The sequence below is a fragment of the Pseudoalteromonas sp. CO348 genome (assembly GCF_004208845.1).
Lineage (GTDB): Bacteria > Pseudomonadota > Gammaproteobacteria > Enterobacterales > Alteromonadaceae > Pseudoalteromonas > Pseudoalteromonas maricaloris.
Window position 1 is genome coordinate 16446 of sequence record NZ_SGPI01000021.1, and the last position, 19904, is coordinate 36349.

19 protein-coding genes are annotated in these 19904 nt (G+C 44.1%); 6 read left to right on the plus strand and 13 right to left on the minus strand.

Annotation, left to right across the window (positions count from 1 at the left end; translation table 11 throughout):
* Positions 1–21: 21 nt before the first annotated feature.
* From EXT48_RS10350 to EXT48_RS10365, 4 genes are all read right to left on the minus strand, one after another.
* The gene (locus EXT48_RS10350) at positions 22–993 is read right to left on the minus strand and encodes a RimK family alpha-L-glutamate ligase (protein ID WP_010375495.1); all 972 of its coding nucleotides are present in this window, start codon (positions 991–993) and stop codon (positions 22–24) included.
* A gap of 169 nt (positions 994–1162) precedes the next feature.
* Positions 1163–2452, minus strand: a complete 1290-nt coding sequence (locus tag EXT48_RS10355; protein ID WP_130164408.1) for a Glu/Leu/Phe/Val dehydrogenase — start codon at positions 2450–2452, stop codon at positions 1163–1165.
* Positions 2453–2537: 85 nt separating this feature from the next.
* The gene (locus tag EXT48_RS10360) at positions 2538–4511 is read right to left on the minus strand and encodes a UvrD-helicase domain-containing protein (RefSeq protein ID WP_130164409.1); all 1974 of its coding nucleotides are present in this window, start codon (positions 4509–4511) and stop codon (positions 2538–2540) included.
* Between the two features lie 151 nt (positions 4512–4662).
* A complete protein-coding gene (locus EXT48_RS10365; RefSeq protein ID WP_130164410.1) occupies positions 4663–5124 on the minus strand; it encodes an HPP family protein in 462 nt (153 codons plus the stop codon).
* 110 nt (positions 5125–5234) lie between these two features.
* Between EXT48_RS10365 and EXT48_RS10370 the strand changes: the two genes are divergently transcribed.
* On the plus strand, positions 5235–5765 hold the full coding sequence (locus EXT48_RS10370; RefSeq protein ID WP_130164411.1) for a TetR/AcrR family transcriptional regulator: 531 nt from the start codon (positions 5235–5237) through the stop codon (positions 5763–5765).
* Here EXT48_RS10370 and EXT48_RS10375 read toward each other — a convergent pair.
* From EXT48_RS10375 to EXT48_RS10410, 8 genes are all read right to left on the minus strand, one after another.
* Complete coding sequence (locus EXT48_RS10375; RefSeq protein ID WP_128727789.1) at positions 5755–6066, minus strand: YciI family protein; 312 nt, start codon at positions 6064–6066, stop codon at positions 5755–5757. The genes EXT48_RS10370 and EXT48_RS10375 overlap by 11 nt on opposite strands.
* A 20-nt stretch (positions 6067–6086) precedes the next feature.
* Positions 6087–6314 (minus strand): hypothetical protein, encoded by a 228-nt coding sequence (locus EXT48_RS10380; protein ID WP_017218863.1) that lies wholly within the window; start codon positions 6312–6314, stop codon positions 6087–6089.
* Between the two features lie 302 nt (positions 6315–6616).
* On the minus strand, positions 6617–7495 hold the full coding sequence (cyoE, locus tag EXT48_RS10385; RefSeq protein WP_130164412.1) for a heme o synthase: 879 nt from the start codon (positions 7493–7495) through the stop codon (positions 6617–6619).
* A gap of 13 nt (positions 7496–7508) precedes the next feature.
* Entirely contained in the window at positions 7509–7868 is a 360-nt protein-coding gene (gene cyoD, locus EXT48_RS10390; RefSeq protein WP_130164413.1) for a cytochrome o ubiquinol oxidase subunit IV, read from the minus strand.
* Positions 7868–8488 carry a cytochrome o ubiquinol oxidase subunit III gene (gene cyoC, locus EXT48_RS10395; protein ID WP_130164414.1) on the minus strand — a complete coding sequence of 207 codons (621 nt, stop codon included), beginning with the start codon at positions 8486–8488 and terminating at the stop codon, positions 7868–7870. Before cyoC ends, cyoD begins: the two co-directional genes overlap by 1 nt.
* A gap of 3 nt (positions 8489–8491) precedes the next feature.
* The gene (gene cyoB, locus EXT48_RS10400) at positions 8492–10474 is read right to left on the minus strand and encodes a cytochrome o ubiquinol oxidase subunit I (protein WP_130164415.1); all 1983 of its coding nucleotides are present in this window, start codon (positions 10472–10474) and stop codon (positions 8492–8494) included.
* Positions 10475–10476: 2 nt separating this feature from the next.
* Positions 10477–11385 carry a ubiquinol oxidase subunit II gene (gene cyoA / locus EXT48_RS10405; protein ID WP_130164416.1) on the minus strand — a complete coding sequence of 303 codons (909 nt, stop codon included), beginning with the start codon at positions 11383–11385 and terminating at the stop codon, positions 10477–10479.
* A gap of 314 nt (positions 11386–11699) precedes the next feature.
* Complete coding sequence (locus EXT48_RS10410; protein WP_069019791.1) at positions 11700–12131, minus strand: hypothetical protein; 432 nt, start codon at positions 12129–12131, stop codon at positions 11700–11702.
* Between the two features lie 392 nt (positions 12132–12523).
* Here EXT48_RS10410 and EXT48_RS10415 point away from each other — a divergent pair, with 392 nt between their 5' ends.
* Complete coding sequence (locus EXT48_RS10415; protein WP_130164417.1) at positions 12524–14158, plus strand: methyl-accepting chemotaxis protein; 1635 nt, start codon at positions 12524–12526, stop codon at positions 14156–14158.
* Positions 14159–14474: 316 nt separating this feature from the next.
* Here the strand turns inward: EXT48_RS10415 and EXT48_RS10420 are convergent, their stop codons facing one another.
* Positions 14475–14930: a flavodoxin family protein gene (locus EXT48_RS10420; RefSeq protein WP_010375468.1), complete on the minus strand. Its 456-nt coding sequence runs from the start codon at positions 14928–14930 to the stop codon at positions 14475–14477.
* 81 nt (positions 14931–15011) lie between these two features.
* Between EXT48_RS10420 and soxR the strand changes: the two genes are divergently transcribed.
* The 4 genes from soxR to EXT48_RS10440 all read left to right on the plus strand — a co-directional run bounded on the left by soxR (position 15012) and on the right by EXT48_RS10440 (position 19903).
* The gene (soxR, locus tag EXT48_RS10425) at positions 15012–15518 is read left to right on the plus strand and encodes a redox-sensitive transcriptional activator SoxR (protein ID WP_010375466.1); all 507 of its coding nucleotides are present in this window, start codon (positions 15012–15014) and stop codon (positions 15516–15518) included.
* Positions 15519–15531: 13 nt separating this feature from the next.
* Positions 15532–17316: a DUF885 domain-containing protein gene (locus tag EXT48_RS10430; protein WP_130164418.1), complete on the plus strand. Its 1785-nt coding sequence runs from the start codon at positions 15532–15534 to the stop codon at positions 17314–17316.
* A 183-nt stretch (positions 17317–17499) separates the two neighbouring features.
* Complete coding sequence (locus EXT48_RS10435) at positions 17500–17979, plus strand: Ig-like domain-containing protein (protein WP_130164419.1); 480 nt, start codon at positions 17500–17502, stop codon at positions 17977–17979.
* 16 nt (positions 17980–17995) lie between these two features.
* Positions 17996–19903, plus strand: coding sequence for a hypothetical protein (locus tag EXT48_RS10440; RefSeq protein WP_130164420.1), 1908 nt, complete (start codon positions 17996–17998; stop codon positions 19901–19903).
* Position 19904 lies beyond the last annotated feature (1 nt).

Consider the following 19904-nt stretch of genomic DNA (forward strand, 5'->3'; position numbering starts at 1 on the left):
TCGTGTTATGACGTAGCGGTATTATTCCGCTGCTTTTTCTTTGCTCGCTTTAGTGCCGTTACTGCTCTTCTTTGATTGACCAGTGCGATTAAAGATCCCTAAGCGAATTCGAATAAAGTGTAAAATCTCTCTCGCCACATCAATGTCTACAGCCTGTTCTAGCCCTTCAAAACCTGGACTTGAGTTTGCTTCACAAATTTTAAAATGCTCTTCATCGAATAATAAGTCGATGCCAGCAACATCTAGATTCAGGATATTAGCGGTTTGTGTTGCTAGCCATTCGATTTCAGGGGTGATCGGGTGTGGGCTACCTTTTGCACCTAAACTCACGTTGGCCTTAAAGTTCTTACCGCCAGAATTACGCTCCATACAAGCAACAGCACGGCCGCCAATGGTCAATACACGTAAGTCTCGACCATGACTCGACTTCACAAAACGCTGCAAGATGATATTTGCTTTTGGATTTGTTGCTTCAATAAGTTGCATCAAATCATCAAATTCACCGCGTGATTTTGACAAAAATACGCCGCTGCCCTGCGAGCCTGATAGCGTTTTAATCACAACCGGGAAACCAATTTGCTTCTCTACCAGTTCAATATTTACAGGGAACTTAACCAACATAGTTTTTGGTGTTGGTAAGTTTTGCTCTGCAAGGATCTGCTGCGCATACAGCTTATCTTTTACAGTTTCGATAGACTGTGAAGAGTTAAAACAATGTACGCCTAAACGCTCAAGGTGACGGATAATCGCAAGCGTAAAGTAAGTCGTGCCTGCACCCATACGCGGCAGAACAAAGTCAGGTAACGCAACCGGCTGGCCATCGATTAGAATACTTTCTTCATCTTCTCTGGTTACCAATAGATCGAATTGATCAGGTGAGTAAACTTGAAGATCAATACCTTCTTCCTTTGCCACCGCCATCAATCTATCTATTTCATAAATTTCAGGTTTTAACAAACTGGCAGAGTCTTTGTAAATGATCCAACCGCGCATACGAATTGCCCCTTGAGTAGCGGATTAAGAGGGTCGCTGTCGACACGAATCGTTAAGTGAAAACACCTAAGCAGGTTCGTGTATCACCGGCCCCCAAACAAAAGCGCGATTATGTGGACTCACCCGAAAACAGTACAGCAAAAAAAATTTATCGACACAATCTAAAAAACTACTCACGATTTTCAAAGTAAGATTGTGTCCCGTGAGCTTCCAAGGCGCTCTCAATCCGTTTTAACGCCAGTTTGTATACGGCATCTCGCATCTCAAGCCCTTCATCACTTCGCAGCTGCCACGCCGCTTCAAATGCATTCGATAAATATCGCGCCAATTTATCTTGCACAGTTTGCTCGTCCCAAGCCTCTCCTTGGCGATTCTGACACCACTCAAAATAGCTTACGATGACGCCGCCGGCATTAGCTAAAATATCAGGGATCACTATCACGCCCTGTTCATGCAAGATTTCGTCGGCGTCCGCCTCAACCGGTCCATTGGCAATTTCGACAATATACTTTGCCGACACTGCTTTGGCGTTATCTCGGGTGATTGCGCCGGATAGCGCTGCGGGCACTAAAATGTCTACATCCAGCGCAAGCAGCTCTTCATTACTCAGCACTTTATGTTCAACGCTTTCACATACTGAATCATCACAATACACGGCTTTAAGCGCTTTGTTGCGTTGCTTTTCTTGATAAATGCTTTCTATATCTAAGCCATCTTTACAGTAAATCCCGCCTTTTGAATCGCTTACTGCAACGACTTTATAACCCGCTTGCTGCAATAGCCTTGCACAGTGATAACCACCGTTACCAAAGCCTTGGATAGCTACTGTTTGTTCCGCTTTATTCCAATTATTTTTTTCACTAAGCCGCTCTATCATTAAAAATGCACCGCGACCTGTGGCGGACTCTCGCCCTTCACTCCCTCCGAAAATAAGCGGTTTACCAGTGATCACGGCTGGACTTTTTTTACGGACGATTTTCTCGTATTCATCCATCATCCAACCCATGATCCTGGCATTAGTGTACACATCCGGTGCGGGAATATCTTGATCGGGTCCAATAAAATCAGCATTAGCTCTAATATATGCTCGAGCAAGGCGCTCAAGCTCCATCGGACTCAGTGATTTAGGGTCAACGGTTACGGCACCTTTACCACCGCCAAATGGCACGCCAACCGCCGCACACTTTAGTGTCATCCAAAGGGCTAAAGCTTGCACCTCACTCATATCAGACTCTTGGTGAAAGCGTATTCCGCCTTTTGTTGGGCCTAGCAAATCATTGTATTGACAACGATACGCCTTAAAATAATCAAGCTTACCGTTGTCACGACGAATTGAAATGTTGCTCGACAGCGTTCTTTGAGGCTGGGCTAACGCTTGATAGGTAGACTCGTTAATTCCTGTTTTTTCGACTATATGGTTTAATCTTTTCAACGCGTCTTTTAGTAGATCCGTACTCATCCTTTCCTCGCTTGTTTTTTATTCAACAAGTAATTGTATGAGTGCATGGCACAAAAAGATCAAGTCCATCAACAGGGATTAATAATTATGCGATTTCCTCTAAAAAGTAAGAAGGTGCATCGTTTGGCGCTAATAAAAAGCATTGTTTCTTCGCTCTGGTTAACGCCACATAGAATAAGCGTCGCTCTTCTGCGTCGGGAAATGCCCCTTGTGCAGGTAAAAGCGCATCGACAAATGCTGGCGTTTTTACCTGTGACGGAAAGTTTCTATGCTTGAGACCAAATACTATCGTAAAGTCTGCTTCAGTCCCTTTAGCACCGTGAAAGGTGTTATGTGAAATAATAAGTTCTGGATAGAGCTGCCGCCACTGCGCAATCTTTGATTTATCAGGTAATGCTCTGTGATTTCTTGCCAGTAGGGCAACGGAAGCTTTTCCTTCGTTGCGCTGCTCGATAAGATTGAGCAGTTGTTGCGCCTGCGACAATTCCTCATCCACCATAACTTTCACCACCCCCTGCCCTGCCACGCCGGAGGTATGAGAAGTGATATGCTTGGTTATTTGTTCTGGGTTGCGGCAAATAAACTCACTCGCCGTATCTAAAATGGTTTGAGGATAACGGAATGTTTTATCCAAATATGTGGTCGTCGACTTACCAAAATAGCGAGTAAATTCGGTAGTTAGGCGCATATCGCCACCACTAAAGCGATAAATAGCCTGCCAATCATCACCAACGGCGAACAATTGCGAGCCAGCTTTTTTATCTAGCAGCACCTGAATGAGCTTTGCCCGCACACGGGAGATGTCTTGAAATTCGTCGACCAAGATGAACTTCCACGGTGAAATAAACTGACCAGACTCTACGTAATAAATAGCCCGCTCCAGCATGTCATCGAAATCGATGCTAGATTCATTGCTTAAATACAGCTGATATTCCGCAAGAACTGGCATGATAACACTCATTTGATTGCTAAATTGCGTCAGCAGTTGCTCAACCTCACCCATTATTTGAGCATGCTTCATCAAAGGTAATACCTGACTTATCAGGTCTATCGCCTGTGACGCTTGCTGTGTGCTCGAACTTTTCAGAAATAGCGCAAAGTCTCGCTCAAAGTGGCTTTCTTGTCGCAACGACTGCACGGTGTCTGCAATAAATTGTTTAAATAGTTTTTTATCCGTTGCTAGAGTTGAAATTGTCGGCTTTGCCCCGGTAACCGCTTCGATGATCTGCATGCCAAGCGAATGAAAGGTAGAGCAATTTAAGGTATCACAGAGAGGCTGACAGCGTTGACGCATCTCCGTCGCGGCATCATTACCATACGCAAGCAATAACAGCTCATTCGCCTGAGCTAATTTACGATGCAAAAGATACCCAACTTTGGCCTTGATAACGCTTGTCTTACCCGTGCCTGCGCCAGCAAGCAGTAATTGCCTGTCATCCTGGATCACACAAGCCTTACGCTGAGCTACTGTAAGGGGATTTGATTCAACGCTGTCAAAATAGTTAGCGTCTTTTGCCAAGTAGTGTTCGACAAAAGCAGACCGAAACTCAGCAATATCACGCTCATTCCAAAGGGCAATTTCTCGTACTGTTGCTACTTGAGGCTTTAACGAACTTGGCACGATATTGTCATCTAGGTGCTGCCAGCTGGACCATAAGGCACTGCAAACATGACGTACTAGAGTTTGATTATGATGGCTGAGATATCGACGCGTTAATAACTGCTCGATTTTACGAATTTTGACTTGCAAGTGCTTGCCATGGTGTAAGATCCACAGTCGTTGCAATTGTTGCACTAACTCATCTGCACCTTGATTTTTAACACTTAACACATAGGTCTCGTGACCCTGTTTGATCAGGACTTTTTGAGCAAGCCAACCACGCTGAGGTGCTGGCGGAACTGTCATAGCGCTAAAGGGGATGAAACTGTCAGCAGATTTCGACTTAAGGTGAAGGCCTTCTTTCATACATTTGGCACCACGTACCCCATAAAACAGCCGACTAAAGAGATGTAATGCTATCAATTGGTCAATCAGACAAAGTAATTCCGTTGCAGCCATGCTAGCACGAAACCCAAAAACGCGCTTAATGAAATTTTGTCATCGCTATTAATTTTTTATTAATTTCAACGAACTAATCTAATACCTAGCTAACAAATTGTGCGACTCAATATTTGAGAAGGCAGGCGAATAAAGCCTGCACATCAACATATCAAGCAGCTGTTACTGTAGTTAGCTTTGTTTTAGCCGCTAACGTTGCTTTACCAACCAGTACGAGCACCACGGCGCCAATAATCACAGGCGTAAATAAAAAGCTCCATCCCTCTAGTGCCAACATGATCAGTATTGGATTCGCGCCAGCCGGTGGGTGAGTAGTTTTTGTTACTAACATACTAAATACGCCAAGCCCCGTTGCTGATGCCAAAGTGAATTCGTTAACACCGATATACTGCGCAAAAATAATCCCGATTGTAGCGGTAATGATATGTCCAAAGATGACATTTTTAGGCTGCGCAAGTGGACTTTCAGGCACACCAAATACCAGCACTGCCGTTGCGCCCAAAGGTGCCATTAAAAAAATATGCTCAGCACTTATCGTTTGACTAAACGCCAATATTGCAATTGCGATAAACGCCCCTGCTCCAGCAATTAAAGCAAGTTGTATTTCTCTCATTGTATTCTTTCCCTTTCCAAAAGGTAGACCAGCTTGTCTACCACGCAAATAGTAGACAAGTTGGTCTACTTCTGTCAACCTATAATCACGCTAATAAACATGACTGACTGATGAGTACAAAAAGACAACAACTGATCGATTGCGCAATGGGACTGTTCTATCAACATGGCATTCATGCCATTGGCATTAACGAAGTATTAAAGTCATCTGGCATTGCTAAAAAAACCCTGTACAACCATTTTGAGAGTAAAGAGGCACTGGTGCTTGCAACACTTGAGCAGCGGCATCACCTATTTATATCTTGGTTATCTCGTTGCCTTGAAAATGCTCAAACGAATGAACAGCTCACAGAGCAGCTAATTTCAGCACTAGATCAGTGGATTAATAATAAAGTGGCGGTGCTGGGAGATTTCCGTGGTTGTTACTTTATCAACACGGCGGCAGAATTTGGTGAGCTTACCAATCCAATAAATCAACTATGCCAGCGGCACAAACTTGCGGTAAAAGCGTTACTGAAACAAGCGCTCAACGACGCTGATGACGCCGCTGTCGAGCGCTTGTTTCTATTGAGCGAAGGGATTATTTCAACGGCCTATACCTGTCATGATACGGACGTGGCCAAGCGAGCACTCAAGAATTAAGGTATTTCTCCACTTCTGTAAAGCAAGATGAAAACTTGCTTGGTACAAACTCGATAATGTCATACCGAGCCACCTCGGCGACATAAAAGGGATCTTGACGAACAATATCAAGTAGCTCAGCTTCACTACTCGCCTTTGCCAAAATAACCCCACCTGTTCGTGGGATTTTTCTGCCAGAGGCGATAAAGGTACCATTGGCATAGAAGCGATCTAAAAACGCAATGTGAGGAGCGAGCAGCGGCTCTACCTGTTCAATTTCGGTAATATAAGTAAGATTAACAATAAATATTGAAGCTGACATTAAACTATTTTCCTGTGAGATTATGGTTCTGATTTGGGGGCTTTTTTACGTTGTTCTTGTTTGGCTTTCGCGACATTTTTAAAAACGGGTGGTGGAATAGGGAAAAGCGAAATGAGCGGCATTAAAGCCAAAAATAGATAGGCGCCTTTTGGCATTTTTTTGGCCCATAGCACGACCTTAAAAAGTAAAAAGGACGCGATAAAAATCGCCGTAAATAACAACAATACTTCTGTGATCCCTATATCCATTATTATCTTCTCATCTACTCAATAAGCTGGATATGGAGATAAAATGGGTAAAAAGCAAGCGACGTAAAATAATACCAACTTGCTTAATTAAGTGGTCTATTTTGAGGCGAGAAAATCTTGTCGATAACTAGGCAAAAATTTTGCTATTTAGTTGTTCTAAATGAGGAATTTTTAACGCTGTTAGCGTCAGATTTACTCCTTCAAATTGAGCAAGTATTAAGTCAAATTGGTATAAACTAAGATAAGAACGAAAAAAGGCCCCGTGGGCCTTTGGATTTTAGTTACTTTGGGATAATCTGCGATCAGTACAGCATCGCAGAAACTGTGCTGTGATTATCAATCGCCATCGCGATACTTAGGACTGTGATATTGACTATTGAGAATGCAAATACTTGCCTCGCCCAACCATGTAAATCTAAGTCTCTTTGGTATCCTTTTAGCGCCATCAATAACCACCAAAAACTGGTTGTACAGGCCACCGCCATAAATGCTATGCCGGTATAACCGCTAAGTGGTAGTAACATCACCACGAGTGCATAAATGGCGATATACAAAACAATGTGATGCTTGGCCTTTTCAACACCTTGCGCGACTGGTAACACCGGAATATTCGCGGCCCGGTAATCTTCAAAACGGAAAATCGCAATGGCGTAAGAGTGCGGCATTTGCCAAAGACAAAACATCAATAATAAAATGGCAGCGCCAGAGTCAAACGCCCCGCTTACTGCGCAGTAACCAACCACAGGAGGCACTGCCCCAGACAGGCTACCAACCACCGTGCCATACACTGAGTTTCGTTTCATGTATAAGCTGTAAACACCGACATAAATAAAAAACCCAAATGCGGCAAAACCCAGCGCAATCCAATTGGTGAAATAGGCTAAGAGCCCAAAGCCAGATAATCCGAGTACCAGACTATGTGACAGTGCAGCAACTGAGGAAATTTCCCCAGTTACTGTCACGCGAGTTTTAGTGCGAGCCATTGCCGCATCGATATCCCTGTCGATGACATTGTTAACTACACAACCTGACGCAACGACTAAAGATAGCCCCAGTAGAGTCAAGGCAAATAGCAGCCAATCAACTTCACCTCGAGAGGCCAATAAAAAGCCTCCTGCGACTGAAATCAAGTTTCCCATAATGATCCCAGGTTTTGTCACCTGAAAATAACGACGCAGCATGACTACTCTCCTGTTAATACATCATCATGGCGTTCGATTCGTAGATGATCCAGACCGACAGCCCCACTACCATCACAATAATCAACGCACTAAAGATAAAGGAAAGCGTGCTTGCCTTGCCTTCTTCCGTAACAAAATTCAGGTGTAAAAAGTACTTTAGGTGCACCCAAATTTGCACTAACGCGGTTGTCACTAACGTCCAAAATGTCGTGCTAGATGACAAGCTGCCACTCATCACGGCAGCAAAAGGAATGGCTGTCAAAATAACGGATAGCACAAAACCAATTAGATACGACTTCACACTACCGTGGCTGTCGTGTTCATGCTCATGAACATCCATCTGTGATAACGCTTGAGATCCACTATGGCTCATTACATTGCCCCCATTAAATAAACAACGGTAAATACACAGATCCACACGATATCTAAAAAGTGCCAGAACAAGCTTAAGCAGCTCAAACGCGTTACCGTTTGTGGTTTAAGACCACGGCGTGTCACTTCAATCATCATCACAGTCATCCAAATCAAGCCTGCCGTCACGTGCATGCCGTGCAGACCCACCAATGAGAAGAAAGAAGTCAGAAAAGCACTATGCTGCGGTCCATGACCATGTGCTATTAAGTGATGGAATTCATATACTTCCATACCAATAAACACCGCACCAAAGGCAAATGTCACCGCAAGCCAAGATAAGGTTTGCGACTTTTTCTGTTTGTTTGCCGCTATCATGGCAAAACCAAAGGTAATACTACTTAACAGTAGGGCCGCGGTTTCAACCGCAACAAAACCCAGTTCAAATATGTCTTTGCCAGACACGCCACCTGCCGTGTTCATGTACAACACAGCATAAGTGGCAAAGAAAGAAGCAAACAACAAACAGTCCGTCATCAGATATAGCCAAAAACCGAATACGGTATTTGAACCTGTGTCATGATCTGCATGCTCGTGAGCATCTTCTAACGCGTGCAGCGTAGCGGGAGTAATTGCACTCATGAATTAACCCTCCTGTAATGCGCGAGAAAGGTGGGCAGACTCAATCTGCTCAATCTCGTCAACCTGAACATAATAATCAACGTCGCTGGTGTAACAACGCTTAATAAATACCGCGATAGCGCTGACAAAACCCACCGCCGCTAACCACCAAATATGCCAAATCATGGCAAAGCAAAACACGGTCAATGACGCGCTGATAAGCACTCCAGCCGGGGTATTTTTTGGCATGTGAATAGGCTGATAATGTGCAGGCTTTTGATATGCCTGTCCCTGCTCTTTCATTTCTGTCCAAGCGTCAATATCGTCAACTACAGGGGTTTTCGCGAAGTTGTAGTACTGCGGAGGAGAGTCCGTAGACCATTCCAGCGTATGCCCATTCCACGGATCGCCTGTGGTGTCTTGCAATTGCTCGCGATTTTTGTAGCTCACCACTAGCTGTACCACTTGGAAAACTATCCCAAACATAATGATAAAGGCACCAATGCACGCGATGTATAGCCAAATGTTCCACTCTGGCGTGTTGGTATGATTAAGGCGACGTGTCATGCCTAAGAAGCCAAGCACATAAAGCGGCATAAAGGCCACAAAGAAGCCAACCAGCCAGCACCAGAATGAGGCTTTACCCCAACGCTCATCAAGCTTGTAACCCATTACTTTAGGGAACCAGTAAGCAAAACCCGCTAGATAACCAAACACTGCCCCACCGATAATGGTGTTATGAAAGTGTGCAATTAGAAAAAGACTGTTGTGCAGCACATAGTCCGCGCCAGGAATTGCAAGCAGTACGCCAGTCATCCCACCAACGGTAAAGGTCACCATAAACCCTAACGTCCAAAGGACCGGTACCGTGATCCGCAAACGACCGCGATACATGGTAAATAACCAGTTAAAGAGTTTTACTCCCGTCGGGACCGCAATGACCATCGTCATGACCCCAAAGAAAGCATTAACATTGGCGCTTGAACCCATAGTAAAGAAGTGATGTAGCCAAACAATAAAGCCCAAAATAGAAATCGCACCGCTGGCATACACCATCGACTTATAGCCAAACAGGCGTTTACCTGTAAAGGTTGAAATAATTTCTGAGAAAATCCCAAACGCAGGCAAGATCAAAATATAAACTTCAGGGTGACCCCATGCCCAGAACAGATTGATATACATCATGGCATTACCACCGGCTTCATTGGTGAAGAAGTGGAAGTCCATATAACGGTCAAGCGTTAGCATCGCTAGCACCGCAGTAAGAATTGGGAAAGATGCCGCAACTAGAATATTTGCCCAAGTACAAGTCCAAGTAAAAATAGGCATTTTCATTAGCGTCATGCCAGGTGCACGCATCTTAAATACGGTTACCAAGAAATTCACGGCGGTGAGCAATGTCCCAAGTCCGGATATTTGCAGTGCCCAAATATAGTAATCAACCCCAACACCCGGACTAAACGACAACTCCGACAATGGCGGATACGCCACCCAACCGGTTTTTGCAAACTCACCAAATGCCAAGGATAAATTGATCAGAATTGCCCCGCCCGCCGTCAGCCAAAAACTGAGGTTATTCAAAAACGGAAAGGCAACATCTCTAGCACCAATTTGCAGTGGCAAGATGATATTCATCAAACCAATCATAAATGGCATCGCCATAAAGATGATCATGATCACCCCGTGTGCAGTGAAGATCTGGTCATAGTGCTCAGGAGGTAAGTAACCGGCAGCGCCGCTTGTGGCCATCGCCAACTGTGTGCGCATCATGATGGCGTCGGCAAAACCACGCATTAACATAATTAATGCCAAGATAATGTACATCACGCCTAGGCGTTTATGATCGATTGAAGTGATCCAATCGTGCCACAGCACACCCCATTTTTTGTGTTTTGTGACCATTACCGCCACAATTAGACCAACAATCGCCACCACAGCTAACGTCACCATAATGATGGGTTCGTGATAGGGGATTGCCTCTATGGATAATTTACCAAACAACGACATAATTACTCCTCAGCCTTGCCGTGATGTGGATGCGCAGCATGCTCTGGTTTGGCGTAATAACTCATTTCGCCATGGCCCTGCATGTACTTCATAACTATGGTGTGGAATAAGCCCTGCTCTACCGAACCAAAATATTCAACGGGGTGATATTCCGAAGGCTCAGCCAGTTTCGTATAACGACCTGCGGTTAAGGCTTCGCCGTTTGCTTTGACATCGGCAACCCAGCTATCAAAACTTGCTTGATCTTTGGTCGCAATGGCATCGAACTTCATTCCCGTAAAGCCCGCTCCGCTGTAGTTAGCAGAAAAGCCTTTGAACGTCCCCGGCTCGTTGGCAATCAGGTGAAGCTGTGTTTCCATCCCAGCCATCGAGTAGATTTGGCTACCAAGCTGTGGAATAAAGAAAGAGTTCATGGTGCTTTCGGAAGTGATTTTGTACTCCACTGGTACATTCGCAGGAAACACCAGCTCATTCACTGTGGCAATGCCTTGCTCTGGATAGATAAATAACCACTTCCAGTTTAGCGATACCACCTGAACAGTGAGGTGTTCACCCTTACCTTCCAACGGCTTGTACGGATCAAGTGATTGTGTAGAGCGCCAAGTGATCACCCCAAGTACAATAATAATCACAATCGGAATGGTCCAAACCACGGCTTCTATTTTGTTAGAGTGAGCCCATTTAGGTGCATAAATCTCGTGGTCACGACCGTCTCGGTACTTCCACGCAAAATATAAGGTAAGAATAATAACTGGTACTACAACGAGTAACATCAGTACAGTGGCAATGATGATCAAGGACTTCTCATCCATGCCAATTTGCCCCTTGGGATCTAAAATGCCACCACTACAGCCGGTGAGCATAAGCCCCAATGAAGCGAACGCATAATTCACAACACTACGTTTATTCAATTGATTACCCTTCAACGATAAGCTGCGGCTTATTTATCAAGCGCGCTGAGTATCTATTTGTGCAAGCTATGCTGCACAAGTTCGAATTGCACTGTATCCATCAGGGAAAATGTATTAGTGAAGGGAAAAGCTCCTTTGATACCAGTCACTAACCATTTACCAAATAATCGATACAGTAAACGGACAATCACATTTACTAAGCTTACAATTCGCCCTAAAAGGACTGTAAGTAGCCGATTAATGTAATTGAAACTGAATTGCTGACTGCAGATCCAAATCGCGTAAATCAAACGCACTGGACTCAAATATTGCGATTACGCAAACAGACAGCGGTACCCAAAAGGAGGAGCACGACAACCATGTGCGCTAGGCACCGGTTGAGGTTGAATAGCCTCAGTAGAGGCGAATGCCGTTTTACGCAGGACAACGCCAGCGCGTGTAGGCAAAATAGTATGGAAAACTAACCAATAAAGACCTATCAATAATTGTAATGATAAGATAGGCTGAGCCCAAAACTCTCCAAGCATCACCAAAACAGAGTCAGGTAGTGAATTATCTGCAAAAAGTGCTTCTAATTCAGCTACATCACCTAGCATGCCAGTGAATAATAATGCCGTGTTAAACATCATCAATGCGCTTAGCACACTGAAAATACGACCGAATAACTGCGCACGCGTGATCGTACAACCTTGATAGGTTGTGTCGTCAGTAGTAGCAGTATGTCGAACATAGCTTAACAGTGGCACAGATTATCCTGATGTTTTTATCTTGATAGAATTGATTAGTTCAGAACTTTCAGTCTAAACTGAAAATTCGCAGCGAGTATAACAAAGTCGCTATTCGATTCAAGCGATATCTGCAATGATCTATATCAAATTTTCTTGATCTATCCCTAACGTCCACCCTTCCCTAAGACAAAACTCTTAAACGCACTTATTAACAATAGTTCTCATTCACAATCATTTACAAAATGTGAATATTAACATTTTTATTAACTATCAATTAGATAACCGTCTACACGGCCCAATGTTTTATTCACCTCTTGTTCATGCTATTTATTTTTGGTTCGTTCTAAGTATGATCCACGCCAACTGACATCGCTGTCATTTTAACTAATTCTTTGTTATTAGAGGAACTCATGAAGCAGCTGAATAAACTCCTAGGTTTAATGAAAGTGCCCAATAAACTCAGACTTAGTCTGCTTTTGTCTGTCGTGATCATTGCCCTTGTGCAACTCTCATCAGCACTCGTTTTACGAGACAGCTTAACGCAAGAAAGACGTATTAATGCAAAAAACCTAATGGAAACCACAGTTGCACAACTTAATATGGTTGCCACCGAGGCCTCACTCTCCCCACAACAAAGACAAGAAAAAATAAAAAAACTCATTGATGCTGCACGCTATGGTGATGCTGGCTACTTCTTCTTATTTGACTTAAACGGGAATATGGTAACACATCCCATTAAGCCACTACTCAATGGCACCTCAATGACTCACCATCATGAACGCTTTATTCGCGAGGCATTCAGCCAGTTCGTCGTCATTGCTAATCAAAATCAACAAGGCTTTGCCCGATATGAATGGCCAAAACCGGGGACAAAGGAGCTTGAGGGCAAGCTTTCTTATATTGTTAACTTAGGGCACTATAACTGGGCAATTGGGACAGGCATTTACCTTCAAGACGTTGAAGAACAGTTTTATGACCGACTCATGTTGATGACTGCTGAAACGCTCGGCTATGCGATATTACTTATTTTCCTCTCGAGCTTGATCAGCAAAAATATTACCAAGCCACTGGATAAGCTCACCCGCACTATGGGACTCATTTCAGCGCAAAAAGACCTCACCATTGCACTGAAAAGCCACGGTAAAGACGAGCTTGCCCAAATGGCTATCGCATTTAATAAAATGAACTCGCATTTTCGTGATGTACTGCACGATATCAACGAAAACACCCATTCTTTGGCTTCCCAAGCAGAGGAGTTATCCTGTATTACCGAGCAGATCCAAGCTGGTATTGGACAACAAAACAGTGAAACAGAATCAGTGCAAAACCGCATGCAATCGCTTAATCAAGTGGCGCAAGCTGTCAATAATGAGTCAAAGCGTGCGCTTGATAAAGTGACAGAGACAACCACATTGACGACCCAAGGGCTGACGCATGTAGACGAAAATGTGGCAGTCATAGCGCATGCCTCTCGTAGCGTCGACTCAGCGCAACAAGCTGTGCTCGAACTACAACGCTCATCAACCGAGATTGGTGCAGTACTTGACGTCATCAAAAAAGTGGCAGATCAAACTAATTTATTAGCATTGAATGCGGCCATCGAGGCTGCGAGAGCAGGAGAACAAGGTCGCGGTTTTGCCGTGGTGGCCGATGAGGTAAGAACACTAGCTCAGCGTACGCAACAATCTACCGATGATATTCAAGCGATCATTGATAAACTGCACAATGGCGTCACCACAACCGTTGAAGAAATGGAGAGCTGCCGTGCAGCATCCGAGCAAAGCCTCAAAGTGAGCCAAGAATGTAAGCACGCACTAGAGCAAATCAACCTCTCCATCGCAACGGTGCATGATATTAACGTTAATATCGCCACCTGGAGTGAAAAGCAATCCGAAGATCTTATTGACATGACTGACAACATCAGTGGTATCGCAACAGTGGCAAACCAAACCGCCCTTGGCGCTGAACACACCAAAGCGTCGAGCCAGCAATTAAGCGAAATGTCACAACAACTCTCACAAATGGTAAATGAATTTAAGGTGTGACCTTGCACCTGTTTGCAGACGCGGAAGTGCATACTTCCGCTGAGAAATGTCGGGTAGCAAGGGATTTAGCGCGCCAGTCACAAAGTGCTCGGCGGGTAAACCACCGTTATATCAGACTGGTTTTACTCCAGAGTAGGAGCTGCTTCATGCAGCGATCTTTAAAGCCCTTTCCCACCTCTAAATACACACCAGTTACAAAGCTTCTCAGCGGATAAACCACCCACCAAACTGATTTTACTTCAGAGTAGGAGCTGCTTTACGCAGCGATCTTTAAAAGCCATCGTCACACAACCCCACCCAACAAAATCCACAGCAATTAATCAGCATAAGGATAATGGACGTGACGCTGCTCTTGTAATTTCATACCCAAATATTCAAAGGTCCCCACCAGCATCTCAGTAAATGGTGCCGGTGCTTTTTCTTGGCATGAGGTCGACAAGATAGAAAACTGCTTTTCACGTAGCGTTCTAAGCTCAGGCTTTAACGCTTCTATGTCCATAAAGTCAGTTATTCTGTCGATAAATGCCTTCATTCTTGGTGTCACTGCATACCAATAAACGGGGGATGCAAAAATGATGTGCTCAAAACCAAGTACCCATCTAAAAAGGTTAACAAAGTCATCATCACTGTGAGAGTGTTTGTAGCAATACTCACCAATTTTATAACGGTCTAAATAGATGAGCTCAGCTCTTTTTTCTTCTGCTAGTGCCTTTGCAGATTGGTAGGTATTTCCATTGGGGTTTGAGCTTGAGTAAATAACGACTGTTTTCATAATCTTCAATTCCAGTTGCACTAATAATAAATTGGGTGCTACCTTAAAACCTCACCTTAAGTTAAGGTAAAGTACTAATTTATGAAAACTGAAAAATTATTAAGAGACGAGCCAAACCTCAGTGTCGGTAAGGTTGCCCAAAGAGCTGACGTTGCGGTGTCTGCACTGCATTTCTATGAGAACAAAGGGCTTATTCGTAGTTGGCGTAATAACGGTAATCAGCGCCGTTATAAAAAGGATGTGTTGCGCCGAATTGCCATTATTAAAGCTGGTCAAAAAATGGGGATAACCCTAGGGGAGATAAAAGAAACCCTTGATACCCTACCCGATTCAAGAACACCAACCAAAGCGGACTGGGCCAAACTTTCTACAGCCTGGCAAGCAAAGCTGGACGAAAAAATCGCTTACATGCAGCGCTTAAGAGACTATGTCGATGGTTGCATTGGCTGTGGCTGTTTGTCGATGAAATCATGCCCTATCTACAACCCCGATGACATCGTTGCTAAAGAGGCTAACGGTGCGGTGTGGTTGGATGAGCCAGACAAAGCAAATAAAGCAAAATCTTGTTATGATAGCGAAAACCATTAAATAGGACACAATAATGAAAAAGACTGCCTTGTGCATGGCGCTAGCCATGGCAATGGGCCTGACTGGCTGCTCACTTTCTCCTTCGTCTGTCGAGACGACGCCTTCAGCTTCACAGCAAACAGTAGCAAAAAATGCACAATTCGCTGATTTTTCTCAGCAATTTATCAATGACTTATGGAAACAGTACCCAGAAGCGTCGCTCTGGGCAGGCTTTGGCAAGTACGACGATATTATCACTGTACCAACCCAAGCGACTCGTGATGCAAGTGTTGCCTTCTCTCAGGCGCAACTGGCTAAGTTACAACAGTTCGATCTTGCTAACTTAAGCAATAGTCAAAAAATCGATTATCACTTAATTGAGAATCGCTTAAAACGCGATATCTGGCATATTGAAACCTTCAAAAGCTGGCAGTGGAATCCGTCAAACTACAATGTTTCTTATGGCTTTGCGACGATACTCAACAGCCGCTTTAAAACGGATGACGAAAAGCTCAAGCTCGTTTTAGCACGTCTTCAATATGTGCCAGCGTATTATGAAGCTGCACAAAACAATATTAACAATCCAACGCTTGAATATACTCAGCTTGCGATTGCACAAAACCAAGGCGCATTTAGTGTATTAAACGATGAGTTGCTTGATAAACTCGCGACTTCATTATTAACAGCCGAGGAAAAAGCCCTATTCAAACAGCGCTTCGCTGCCGCGAAATCTGCCATCAATGGATATGTATCTTACCTTAGCAACCTTGAAAAAGAGTTAAGCGATAGCGGCAATGCGCGCTCATTTAGAATTGGTGAGAAGCTGTACGAAGAAAAATTTGCCTTTGATATTCAGTCTGGCTATACCGCCAAGCAAATGTATGAAAAGGCAATGGCCGACAAAGCCCGTGTTACTAATGAAATGGTTAAGATTGTTGATCAACTCTGGCCAAAGTACTTTGCTGACAAGCCACGCCCTGAATCTGACATTGATGCGATTGCCACGCTTATCAAGCACCTTTCAGTCAAACACGTAAAACGTGAAAACTTTGTGAGCGAAATCAAGGCGCAAATACCAGAACTTGAAAAGTTTGTGATGGAAAAAGATCTCATCACGCTAGACCCAGAAAAGCCGTTGGTTGTTCGCGAGACGCCTGAATATATGCGTGGCTTTGCTGGTGCTTCAATCAGTGCTCCGGGCCCATACGACAAAAAAGAGAACACCTATTATAACGTCTCTCCACTGGACTCAATGAGCGACGAGCAAGCTGAATCGTATCTACGTGAATACAACCACTGGATCCTGCAGATCCTAAATATTCACGAAGCCGTGCCAGGTCATTACACTCAGTTGGTTTACTCTAACGAATCCCCGTCTTTGGTGAAGAGTATCTTAAGCAATGGCGCGATGATTGAAGGCTGGGCAGTATACACTGAGCGCATGATGCTAGAAGAAGGCTATGGTAACTTTGAGCCTGAAATGTGGTTAATGTACTACAAGTGGAATCTACGCGTGATCTGTAACACCATCCTAGATTACGCTATCCAAGTAAAAGGAATAAGCAAAGAAGAAGGCTTAGATCTGCTGATGAATGGGGCTTTCCAAGAGCGTGCAGAAGCCGAAGGTAAATGGCGCCGTGCAACCTTGAGCCAAGTACAATTAACCAGCTATTACTCTGGTTATCGCGAAATTTACGACTTTCGTGAAACGCAAAAACAAAAGCTTGGAAAGGAATTTGACTTAAAGACATTCCACGAAGAGTTCTTAAGCTTTGGCAGTGCTCCGGTGAAATATATCCGCCAGTTAATGACAAAGTAATCGAACACTTCTATCGCTATTAGCTTAGCTTCCTCACTCTTGTGTTGGAGCTAAGCACTAGCAAAAAAACATAAAAAAACATAAAAAAACATAAAAAAAATAACACAGTAACACTTTAATACATTTAAGACTTAACTTTTATATTAAGCTTTTGTTGCATTTTTAACTAGGAAGTTAAGCGCAATGAAATTAAGGAAATGTATATTTACCCTCGCTGTGGGTATGTGTGCAACGGCTTTGCCCGCTGCGCCCATTAACACTGAATACCAATACGATGAACTTGGGAGGCTGACGAAAACACTGGACACAAAAAATGGTGTTCGTTCTTATGAATACGATGCCGCAGGCAACCGTAAAAAAGTCACGGCTGCCGATGATAACAGCAATTCACCACCGAATGCACAAGACGATAGCATTACCCTAAACGGTCTTTACTCACCAAAAACACTGGATGTGCTAGCAAATGATAGTGACCCTGATGGTGATACACTGCAAGTCAGTGCAACCGATGCTTCAGGCACTCTTTCCGTCACCATAAATGATGACAATACGCTAACAATTACCGCCGTTGGCTTCCAACACCCAGAGCAACGATTTATCTACACCATCACCGATAATAATGGCGGCGTATCACAAGCAACCGTGACGGTATACACCCAATAACTGTAAAGGATTACACATGAAATTATTCACATACTTACTGTGCCTCTGCTGTATCTATCTGATGCCCCCCCAAGCTTATGCACAAATTCAAATGGCGATCCCTGGCCCGCCAGAGTACAGCTTAACCGACAGTAATCAGGTTAATATGACCACAGGAAATATTGAAATTAATGAGCAAGGTGTGAGCATCGGCAGTGGCGAATTTGCCCTTGAACACCGCCTGCTCTCTTACTCCAATAACCTCAAGCTGTTTGCCGATAACTTTTCAGGAGCACTCTACGTTAGGCACTCAGATATGCCGCTACCCGATGTCCGCGCAACTTTTGGCTCCCTGTCTGAGTCGGGTTTTCAAGCACCATCGACCACGCAGCGCTTTGTTGGCCGTAATGGTGGCGTCATCGAGAAACACAGTGACTTTATTTGGAAATACACCAATAGCCAAGGAGTCGAAGTGACTTATGATTCACGCATCCATTATCATTATGAACCGCCAAGTTCGGCATTAGAAACGTATCGCAAGCATGCTGTTGCAACTCAGATAAAGTACCCCAGTGGCTTAATCATAAAGGTGAACTTTAAAGACGCCAATTATGACGGTGACATCATTCATCGGATTCAGTCTGTCACTTCAAGCGCTGGATACCAATTGCAGTATCGGTATCAACTTAACAGCAGTAGTGTACCCAGCCACCACAGCGATAAATATGCCTATTACCAATGGACAAGGCCGACACAAATTAAGGCATTTGTTAGTGAGTATGAGGCCTGTGCACCGCTTGCAGCAAACTGTGATTTCAGCAATGACTGGCCAGAAGTTAGTTTCTCTTGGGTAGATCCTTTTAATGGCGGCGATACGACGATTACTTTCGCCAATCAGGCCTACAAAAAGTTTAAACATGAGCGTTTTTGCTCATCTGGCGAAGGTCGCGCGGCTTGCTCAATTGGTCGTAATCATTTGCGCATAACTACAATTTCAAGTAGCTCTAGCCAAGGGCAAGCTGAGCGCGAGTATCAGTACACCAACACTTACCACTGCACTTTCCACGGCACAGAGCGACAATGTCAGACGTTTAAACTAGGAGTGGTATATCTTTCCAAGTATCGCAGTGCTTCGTGGCGCTATAATTACCCCCCTCAGCAACACCAATATAGCGGTAGCTACAGCGAGTCGAAAGACTCTAATGGCGCAGTTCTAAAAGTTGTTTATGATAGCCATTCGAAAATGGTTGGCTTTCAAGATGAAGTAAGAGGTATCTCTGGTACCTATGATGATAATGGCCGTATTGTGTCAATCCAGTACAACTTTGGTAGCCCAGGTACTATTTCACAAGGGCTTTATCGCTATGGCGATATGACGGAGACTTTTACCTATGACGACCATGGCAATATTATTAAGTCGGCTCGCACTAATAAAGAAGGTGAAACGCAGTTTTATAGTGCCGGCTATGAGAACCATTGCAACTCCATGAGCACTCGCGGCAAACCGAGCTGGATTAAAGACCGCAATGGCAATGTTACCTACTATGGTTATGATTGTAGGAACGGCAAAATAGCAATAGTGCTTAAGCCTGAAATCGATGGCGTTCGGGCCGAACAGCGCTATTATTATGGCCAAATAAACGCGCATATTGTCAATGAAAATCCGCCACACCTTTCCCCTGAGCAAGGTATTTGGGTGAAGCAACGAGAAAGCTTTTGTAAAACGGGTAACAGCGGTCAATTTGGCTGTGCTAAAACGGGTGATGAAGTGATTACCATGTTTGAATATTCTACCCAACCAAAGCCCGATGGCTTGCTCGTACATGGCATTGTTGTCTCGGACACCGGTAAAGGAGAAATACGTAGGACCTGCTTTGATTATGATATCTACGGTAACAAAACGTCTGAAATCAAACCCAAAGCAAACTTGACTCGTTGTCAGTAAC

Coding starts and splice junctions, on each gene's coding strand:
- EXT48_RS10430 (WP_130164418.1), top strand. CDS start 15,532: ATGAAAAAGACTGCCTTGTGCATGGCGCTAGCCATGGCAATGGGCCTG.
- cyoB (WP_130164415.1), bottom strand. CDS start 10,474: ATGTCGTTGTTTGGTAAATTATCCATAGAGGCAATCCCCTATCACGAA.
- EXT48_RS10355 (WP_130164408.1), bottom strand. CDS start 2,452: ATGAGTACGGATCTACTAAAAGACGCGTTGAAAAGATTAAACCATATA.
- cyoE (WP_130164412.1), bottom strand. CDS start 7,495: ATGCTGCGTCGTTATTTTCAGGTGACAAAACCTGGGATCATTATGGGA.
- cyoD (WP_130164413.1), bottom strand. CDS start 7,868: ATGAGCCATAGTGGATCTCAAGCGTTATCACAGATGGATGTTCATGAG.
- EXT48_RS10375 (WP_128727789.1), bottom strand. CDS start 6,066: ATGTCAGCTTCAATATTTATTGTTAATCTTACTTATATTACCGAAATT.
- EXT48_RS10350 (WP_010375495.1), bottom strand. CDS start 993: ATGCGCGGTTGGATCATTTACAAAGACTCTGCCAGTTTGTTAAAACCT.
- EXT48_RS10360 (WP_130164409.1), bottom strand. CDS start 4,511: ATGGCTGCAACGGAATTACTTTGTCTGATTGACCAATTGATAGCATTA.
- EXT48_RS10440 (WP_130164420.1), top strand. CDS start 17,996: ATGAAATTATTCACATACTTACTGTGCCTCTGCTGTATCTATCTGATG.
- cyoC (WP_130164414.1), bottom strand. CDS start 8,488: ATGAGTGCAATTACTCCCGCTACGCTGCACGCGTTAGAAGATGCTCAC.
- EXT48_RS10365 (WP_130164410.1), bottom strand. CDS start 5,124: ATGAGAGAAATACAACTTGCTTTAATTGCTGGAGCAGGGGCGTTTATC.
- EXT48_RS10435 (WP_130164419.1), top strand. CDS start 17,500: ATGAAATTAAGGAAATGTATATTTACCCTCGCTGTGGGTATGTGTGCA.
- EXT48_RS10370 (WP_130164411.1), top strand. CDS start 5,235: ATGAGTACAAAAAGACAACAACTGATCGATTGCGCAATGGGACTGTTC.
- EXT48_RS10415 (WP_130164417.1), top strand. CDS start 12,524: ATGAAGCAGCTGAATAAACTCCTAGGTTTAATGAAAGTGCCCAATAAA.
- soxR (WP_010375466.1), top strand. CDS start 15,012: ATGAAAACTGAAAAATTATTAAGAGACGAGCCAAACCTCAGTGTCGGT.
- EXT48_RS10380 (WP_017218863.1), bottom strand. CDS start 6,314: ATGGATATAGGGATCACAGAAGTATTGTTGTTATTTACGGCGATTTTT.
- EXT48_RS10420 (WP_010375468.1), bottom strand. CDS start 14,930: ATGAAAACAGTCGTTATTTACTCAAGCTCAAACCCCAATGGAAATACC.